This window comes from Inquilinus limosus MP06 (assembly GCF_000767795.1).
Lineage (GTDB): Bacteria > Pseudomonadota > Alphaproteobacteria > DSM-16000 > Inquilinaceae > Inquilinus > Inquilinus limosus_E.
The window spans coordinates 1-7717 of record NZ_JANX01000285.1; the positions used below are offsets into that span (position 1 = coordinate 1).

At 70.8% G+C, this 7717-nt stretch carries 7 protein-coding genes; 5 read left to right on the plus strand and 2 right to left on the minus strand.

What is annotated here, in order from left to right; genetic code table 11:
• The 5 genes from P409_RS20235 to P409_RS20255 form a co-directional block, all read left to right on the plus strand.
• A partial coding sequence (locus P409_RS20235) for an ABC transporter permease (RefSeq protein WP_343285517.1) occupies positions 1-903 on the plus strand: 903 nt, incomplete at its 5' end.
• Positions 900-1889, plus strand: coding sequence for an ABC transporter ATP-binding protein (locus P409_RS20240; RefSeq protein ID WP_034842537.1), 990 nt, complete (start codon positions 900-902; stop codon positions 1887-1889). The genes P409_RS20235 and P409_RS20240, both read left to right, overlap by 4 nt.
• Complete coding sequence (locus P409_RS20245; RefSeq protein ID WP_034842539.1) at positions 1886-2902, plus strand: ABC transporter ATP-binding protein; 1017 nt, start codon at positions 1886-1888, stop codon at positions 2900-2902. The genes P409_RS20240 and P409_RS20245 overlap by 4 nt, the downstream gene beginning before the upstream one ends.
• Positions 2899-3774: a hypothetical protein gene (locus P409_RS20250; protein WP_034842541.1), complete on the plus strand. Its 876-nt coding sequence runs from the start codon at positions 2899-2901 to the stop codon at positions 3772-3774. Before P409_RS20245 ends, P409_RS20250 begins: the two co-directional genes overlap by 4 nt.
• A 27-nt stretch (positions 3775-3801) precedes the next feature.
• Positions 3802-5013, plus strand: a complete 1212-nt coding sequence (locus P409_RS20255; protein WP_034842546.1) for a M20/M25/M40 family metallo-hydrolase — start codon at positions 3802-3804, stop codon at positions 5011-5013.
• Positions 5014-5250: 237 nt separating this feature from the next.
• Here P409_RS20255 and P409_RS20260 read toward each other — a convergent pair whose 3' ends face one another.
• Together P409_RS20260 and P409_RS20265 are read right to left on the minus strand one after the other, a co-directional pair.
• Positions 5251-5922 carry a response regulator transcription factor gene (locus P409_RS20260; RefSeq protein ID WP_034842549.1) on the minus strand — a complete coding sequence of 224 codons (672 nt, stop codon included), beginning with the start codon at positions 5920-5922 and terminating at the stop codon, positions 5251-5253.
• The gene (locus P409_RS20265; protein WP_034842552.1) at positions 5903-7507 is read right to left on the minus strand and encodes a sensor histidine kinase; all 1605 of its coding nucleotides are present in this window, start codon (positions 7505-7507) and stop codon (positions 5903-5905) included. The genes P409_RS20260 and P409_RS20265 overlap by 20 nt, the downstream gene beginning before the upstream one ends.
• Positions 7508-7717: the final 210 nt, after the last annotated feature.

The following is a 7717-nucleotide window of genomic DNA, read 5'->3' on the forward strand; positions in this document are numbered from 1 at the left end:
CCCGACGGCGAAGCGTTGCGCCCGCCGCTGGCCGACACCCCCGCGCGCCGGGCGATCCTGGCCGGGCTGAAGCGCCGCCCGCGGATCCGCGGCGCGCTGACCGCCCTGGCCGCGATTGTCCTCATCGTCCTGCTGCTGCCCTTGCTGGCATCGCAGGATCCCTACGACCTCGCCTCCTTCAGCGTCATGGACAGCCGCCTGCCGCCGGGCAGCGAGAGCATGGACGGCATGACCTTCTGGCTCGGCACCGACAGCCAGGGGCGCGACATGCTGTCGGCGATCCTCTACGGCATGCGCATCAGCCTGCTGGTCGGCCTGGCCTCGACCGCGCTGTCGCTGGCGATCGGCGTCACGGTCGGGCTGGTCGCGGCCGTGCTGGGCGGGCGCATCGAGACCCTGCTGATGCGGCTGGTCGACTTCATCCTGGGCTTCCCCACCATCCTGGTGGCGCTGGTCATGCTGGCGGTGATCGGGCGCGGGGTCGACAAGGTCATCATCGCCATCGTCGTCGTGCAATGGGCCAACTACGCCCGCATCATGCGCTCCGCCGCGCTGGGCGAGCGCGCCAAGGAATATGTCGAGGCCGCGTACAACCTGGCCTATCCCCAGCTTCGGGTGATGTTCCGCCACATCATGCCGAACAGCCTGAACGCGGTGCTGGTGATCGCGACCGTGCATGTCGCCTCCGCCATCACCCTGGAGGCGACGCTGTCCTTCCTCGGCGTCGGCGTGCCGGTGACCGAGCCGTCGCTCGGCCTGCTCGTCGCCAGCGGCTTCGACTATCTGATGAGCGGCGACTACTGGATCAGCTTCTATCCCGGCATCGCGCTGCTGGCGCTGATCTTCTCCCTCAACCTCGTGGGCGACCGGCTGCGGACGGCGCTGGACCCGAAACGCGCATGACCGGCGATCGCCCCCCTGTTCTGGAGGTGAAGAACCTGCAGACGGTCTTCCACGACCTCCGCGGCGCATGGCCCGCCGTGAACGGGCTCAGCCTCACGCTGCATGAAGGCGAGGTCCTCGGCCTGGTGGGCGAATCCGGCTCCGGCAAATCCGTGGCCGGCTTCTCGATCCTCGGCCTGGTCGACCGGCCGGGAGAGATCACCCGCGGCGAGGTGATCTTCAAGGGCCGGGACCTGCTGGCCCTACCGCCCGAGGCGCAGCGCCAGCTCCGCGGCTCGGCGCTGGCGATGATCTTCCAGGATCCGCTGACGACGCTGAACCCGGTGCTGACGATCGGCGAGCAGATGGCCGAGGCGATCCTGGAGCACGCCCGCGTCGTCGCCGCCGAGGTGCGCCGCCGCTGCATCGACAGCCTGCGCAGGGTCGGCATCACCTCGCCCGAGACCCGGCTCTCGCAATATCCGCACGAATTCTCTGGCGGGATGCGCCAGCGGGTGGCGATCGCCATCGCCCTGCTCAACAGCCCCGACCTGATCATCGCCGACGAGCCGACCACCGCCCTCGACGTGACGATCCAGGGCCAGATCATCGCCGAGATGCAGGCGCTGCAGCGCGAGACCGGCACGGCGATGATCTGGATCACCCACGATCTCGGCGTGGTGGCGGAGCTCGCGGACCGGATCGCGGTGATGTATGCCGGCGACATCGTCGAGATCGGCGCGACCGACGACGTGCTCGACCGGCCGCGCCATCCCTATACGCGCGGCTTGCTGAACTCCGTGCCCGGAGACGCGGCGCGGGGCGAGAGGCTGCGCCAGATCGAGGGCACCGCGCCGCCCTTGTCCGCGCGCCCGGCGGGCTGCGCCTTCCATCCGCGCTGCGACCGCGCGACCGACATCTGCCGACGGGTGGATCCGCCGGACAGCACCGGCCCGGCCGGCCGGCGCTGGCGCTGCCACCACCCGCTGCCGGAGGCCGCGGCATGACCGACGATGCGATCTTCGACGTCGAGGGCCTGGGCCGCAGCTTCACCCGGCAGCCGCTTCTGGCCGAGCGCCTGCTGGGCCTGGTGGGGCGCCGGCCGGAGATCCCGGTGGCGCGCGCCTTGCGGTCGGTCGACCTCAGCATCCGGCGCGGCGAGGTGCTGGGCCTGGTCGGCGAATCCGGCTGCGGCAAGTCCACGCTGGGCCGGATGATCACCGGCATCACCCGGCCGACCGTCGGCCGCATCCGCTACAAGGGCGTCGGGGTCGACGAGATGCCGCCCGCAGCCCGGCGCGGCTTCACGCTCGGCGTCCAGATGATCTTCCAGGATCCCTACGCCTCGCTGAACCCGCGCCAGCGCGTCGGTGACATCCTGGCCGAGCCGCTGCGGGTCCACCGCCTGGCGCAGGGCGAGCCGGCGATCCGGGCGCGGGTCGACGCGGCGCTGGCGGAGGTGGGGCTGGACCCGTCCTACCGCCAGCGCTATCCGCACCAGTTCTCCGGCGGGCAGCGGCAGCGCATCGGCATCGCCCGGGCGCTGATCGTCGAGCCGGAGCTGCTGGTCTGCGACGAGCCGATCGCGGCGCTCGACGTCTCGATCCAGGCGCAGGTCATCAACCTGTTCCTCGACCTGCGAGCACGGCGCGCGCTGACCTACCTGTTCATCAGCCACGACCTGTCGGTGGTGCATCACGTGGCCGACCGCGTGGCCATCATGTATCTGGGCCAGATCGTCGAGCTGGCGCCCGCCGCCGCGCTGTTCGCCGATCCGGCCCACCCCTATACCCGCATGCTGCTGGCCGAGATCCCGTCGGTCCGCAACCGCAAGCGCCGCTTCCATGCCGTGAAGGGCGAGCTGCCCTCGCCGCTGCGCCCGCCGCCGGGCTGCGCCTTCCATCCGCGCTGCCCCTCCGCCATGGCCCGCTGCCGCAGCGAGACGCCGGCGCTGCGGGCGATCGCCCCCGGCCGCACGGTGTCCTGCCATCTCTTCGCCGATGAACGAGGCCCCCAATGACGCTTCAGTCCCTTCTCGAGAGCAGCGGGACCAGCGCGATCCCCTTCCCGTTCGCGGGGCAGCCCGGCCGCGGGATCGTGCTGCACACCTACCGCTCCGCCGGGTACCGGCCGGGCAGGGACGTGGTCTTCGTCCAGCACGGCATGCTGCGCAATGGCGACGAGTACCGCGACTTCTGGATCCCCGCGGCGGACCGGCACGGCCTGCTGATCGTGGCGCCGACCTTCCCCGATGAGGGCTTCAAGGGCGCCGAGAACTACAATGACGGCATGGTCCGCGACGAGGCCGGGCTGGTCACGCCGGCCGACACCTGGATCTACCGCGTGCCGGCGCTGGTCGCCGCCGCCCTGGTCGATGCCGGGGTGATGGCGCGGGGCCGCGCCCGGATCTTCGGCCATTCCGCGGGCGCGCAGTTCCTGCACCGGATGGTGTCCCTGCTCGGTTTCGGCCCGTTCGCGGCCGTGGCCACCGGCAATGCCGGCTGGTATTCCCTGCCGACACTGGACGCTCCCTTTCCCGCCGGCCTGGCCGGCACGGGCGTCGACGAGGCCGGGCTGAGACGGCTGCTGGAAAGCCCGCTCCATGTCATGGCCGGGCTGCTGGATTGCGAGGCCAGCGCCGACAACCTGCCGTCGCAGCCCGAGGCCCTGGCCCAGGGGCCGGGCCGGCTGCACCGCGCGCGCCACTACTACGCCGCGGGCAAGGCGATGGCCGGGACCCTGGGCTGCGGCTTCAATTGGCGGTTCACCGAGGTGCCCGGCGTGGCCCATGATGGCCGCGCCATGTCGGCCGCCGCCGCCGGACTCTGGTTCGACGGCCGGCTGCCCGATGCGGCCGCGCTCGGCGCCGGCCCCGAGACCGTCAACGCCTGAGTTCCCCGCCAAGTCCGCAAGAGCCCCATGACCTACGAGATCCCGCAGATCATCGCCTCGCCGCAGTTCCAGGCGGCCGTCGCCACGCTCCGCCGCCAGCATGACCGGCTGGTCGAGGAGATCATCACCCTGACCGAGATCCCCTCCCCTCCGTTCAAGGAGGAGCGCCGCGCGCTGGCCTATGAGGCGATGTTCCGCGAACACGGGCTTGAGGCGGTGGGCCGCGACGCCATCGGCAACGTCACCGGGCTGCGCCGCGGCCGGGCCAACGGCCAGATGGTCGTCGTCGCCGCCCATCTCGACACCGTCTTCCCCGAGGGGACGGACTGCACCGTCCGGCGCGAGGGCACGAAGCTGTTCGCCCCCGGCGTGGGCGACGACACCCGCGGCCTGGCGGTGCTGCTGGCCCTCATCCGCGCGCTCGACGCCGCCGGGATCGAGACCGAGCAGGACCTGCTGTTCGTCGGCGATGTCGGGGAGGAGGGCAAGGGCGACCTGCGCGGTGTCCGCCACCTGTTCACCGAAGGGCCGATGCGCGACCGGATCACGGCCTTCTTCACCATCGACGGGCTGGAGCTCGACACGATCACGACCGGCGCCGTCGGATCCTACCGCTACCGCGCGACCTTCCGCGGCCCGGGCGGGCATTCGCTGAACGCCTTCGGCACCGTCAATCCGGCCTATGCGATGGCCGCGGCGGTGCAGGGCCTGTCGCGGATCGAGGTGCCGGCCGAGCCGCGCACGACCCATTGCGCCTCGGTCTTCGGCGGCGGCACATCGATCAATGCGATCCCGAACGAGGTCTGGGTGGAGATCGACCTCCGCTCCGAAAGCCAGGCGGAGCTCGACCGGCTCGACGCCCGGCTGCATGCCCTGGTCGAAGAGGCGGTGGCCGCCGAGAATGCCCGCGGCGACACCGCCGCCGGCCGGATCACCACGGAGATGAAGCGCATCGGCAACCGCCCGGCCGGCCGCACAGACCATGGCACGCGGATCGTCCAGGCCGCGCTCGCGGCACTGCCGGCCTTCGGCTTTGCCCCCACGACCAAGGCCAGCTCCACCGACGCCAACATCCCGATGAGCCTCGGCGTGCCGGCGATCTGCCTCGGCTCCGGCGGCACCGGCGGCCGGGCGCATTCGCTGGAGGAATGGATCGACGTCGAGCCCGAGCTCTCCCTGCGCGGCCTCTCCGCCGGCCTGGCGACGATCCTGGGAACCGCCGGCATGCGGCTGGACTGAGAAACCGCCGAAACCGGTATTCCAGCCGTCGCGGGCAGCGGGCTCCAGCTGCACCGGCCGAGCTCGCCGAAACCGACCGGCCGAGATGGCTGGACACAGCATCCCCGTCAGCCCGGCGCGCCGGGCGGTTCCCGAAACCGGACATCAAATTCGGCTCCCCGAGGCGGACATGGCCGCAAACGGCTCTTTGCGGATGCCCCATAGCAGAGATCGGTTCGTCCGGTGTCTGCGGGATCTCTAAATATCGACCAACATATAGCCCACCCCTCGGACGGTCCGGATCTCCGGCGGGCGATCCGGTCCCAGCTTCCGCCGCAGATAGCGGATATAGACCTCGACGATCTTGGTGCCGGGATCGAAGCCGTAGTTCCAAACGTGACTCAGCAGCCGCTGCCGGCTGACGACCTTGCCCGCATTCGCCATCAGATAGCGCAGCAGGTCGAATTCCCGGACGGTCAGCGTGATGTCCGTTCCGGATCTCGTCACCCGCCGTGTTGCGGGGTCCAGGGTCAGAGGACCGACCTGCAGCACCTCGGTCATGTCCAAGCCCGGCCGGCGCCGGCGCAGCGCCTCGATCCGGGCCACCAGCTCGTCGAAGGCGAAAGGCTTGGTCAGATAGTCGTCGGCGCCGCCTTGCAGCCCGTCGACCCGGTCGCGGATGCTCTCCTTGGCCGTCAGCATCAGCACCAGCACCGGCCGCCGCTCCTGTCGGATGATTCGGCAGACCTCCAGCCCGTCGACATAGGGAATCATCCGGTCGAGGATCACCAGGTCGACCGCTTCCTGCCGGACCTGGTCGAGCCCGTCACGCCCGTCTTCGGCGAGCAGGACGCGATATCCTTCCGCTTCCAGGCCGCGCCTCAGGAAGCCGGAGATGCGGCGGTCGTCCTCAATCAGCAGGATGCGCATCGCCCCCCTCCTCCGCGACCGGCAGCCGGATCCGCAGCGCGGCGCCTCGCGGCTGCAGCGCTTCCAGCGCAATGCGGCCGCCATGCCGCTCGACGATCATCTTCGCGATCGACAGGCCGATGCCGAGCCCTTTCGCCGCGCGGCTGGCGTTGTTCCGGCCGCGATAGTAGCGATCGAACACGAAGGGCAGTTCCCCCGGATCGATGCCGCAGCCCTGGTCGCTGATCGACAGGACCAGCTCCCCGTCCTCCCGATCGATTCCGATTTCCACGGTCCCGCCGGGATCGGCGTATTTGATGGCGTTGTCGATGCCGATCAGCAGCGCCTGCTTCAGCCGTTGCGGGTCGGCCCGGATCGGATGGCCCGGGCCGGCCGCGACCAGCCGGATCGCGATCTGCTTCGGGCCGGCCAGGACGGCGCTCTCGCGGACAGCGCCGGAGACGACGGCCTCGGCCGCGACCGGCTGGAAGCTGAAGCTGATGTCATCGCCCTGGGCCCGGGTGAAGGCCAGCAGGTCCTCCAGCAGCCGCGCCATGTCAGCGGCGTATTCGCCGATCCGGGTCAGCGCCTCGCGATAGGCCGCGAGCCGCGGGCGGCCGCGCAGCGCCACCTCGGCCTCGCCGCGCAGGATCGTCAGCGGCGTCCGCAGCTCGTGGCTCGCATCGGCGAGGAACTGGCTGCGCTTGCCGTCGACAAGGCGCAGCTGCTCATTCGCCCCGCGCAGCTCCCGCGTCCGCTGTTCCACTTCGCTTTCGAGGCGGGCCTGCGCTGTCACGAGGTCGTGCCGCTGCCGCTCAAGCGCCTCCGCCATGTCGTTGAAGCTCTGCGACAGCTGGCCGAATTCGTCCCGCCTTGCGGTCCGGATGCGATGGTGGAGCCGCCCGTGGGCGATGGCCTCGGCCCCGGCGGTCAGCTCCCGCACCGGCCGGACAATCGAGCGGCGCAGCGCCAGGCCGGAGCCGACGCCGGCTGCGACGGCGAGGCCCGAGAACAGGCCGGCGACGATCAGCAGGCCGTGCTGCGCCCCCTGCACCCGCTCCAGCTCGCCCGCCACCTCGGTCCGCTCCTCCTGCCGCGCCCGCTCCAGCATGGTCTCGAAGTCGTTGGACAGGCGATATTCGATGCTGCGCCGGAAGATGTCGACGGCGCGGTCCTGTTGCCCCTCGGCCTGCGCCTTGAAGACCCGCGCGGCGGCCCGGTCGATGGCGCGGTAGAACTCGTGCAGCCGGGCCGAGAGCTCGGCCTCCGGCAGCTCCTGCTGCACCTCTCCCAGGCCACCCAGCGTTGCGAATTCCTTGCGCGTCACCTCGGTCAGCCGCCGGAAGCCGGCCTCGATCTCCCGCTGCGCCAGCTCGAAATCGGGCATCTGCTCGGGCCCCAGCAGCAGCACCTCGGCCAGCTGCTCGGCATAGTTGTTGCCGAGGCTGTCGAGATCGCTGATCGCCTCGAACCGCGAATGGACGCCGTCGACGCGGCGGACAAAGTCCCCGGTCAGGCGGAGCGTGATCAGCATCGCGCCCACCACCACGGCGAAGCAGCCGAGGGTGACGAGCTGGAAGACCAGGATGCGGCGTCGGACAGTCATTCGGCCTCACGGATCAGGGAACGCCGGCCGACACCATCATCCGGGCGGCCACGGGACAAGCCCGGCGCAGGCCCGGACGGCGGTGACTCTCCGAATTCTAACCTAGCGCTCTCCGATCCCTAACCGACGGCGTCCTAGATTGCGGCCGGAGAGAGTTTGGAGGCGACCATTCCTTCGCCGCACCTGTCCTGGCCGCGCAAACGCCAGCGG

Coding starts and splice junctions, on each gene's coding strand:
- P409_RS20240 (WP_034842537.1), top strand. CDS start 900: ATGACCGGCGATCGCCCCCCTGTTCTGGAGGTGAAGAACCTGCAGACG.
- P409_RS20245 (WP_034842539.1), top strand. CDS start 1,886: ATGACCGACGATGCGATCTTCGACGTCGAGGGCCTGGGCCGCAGCTTC.
- P409_RS20250 (WP_034842541.1), top strand. CDS start 2,899: ATGACGCTTCAGTCCCTTCTCGAGAGCAGCGGGACCAGCGCGATCCCC.
- P409_RS20255 (WP_034842546.1), top strand. CDS start 3,802: ATGACCTACGAGATCCCGCAGATCATCGCCTCGCCGCAGTTCCAGGCG.
- P409_RS20260 (WP_034842549.1), bottom strand. CDS start 5,922: ATGCGCATCCTGCTGATTGAGGACGACCGCCGCATCTCCGGCTTCCTG.
- P409_RS20265 (WP_034842552.1), bottom strand. CDS start 7,507: ATGACTGTCCGACGCCGCATCCTGGTCTTCCAGCTCGTCACCCTCGGC.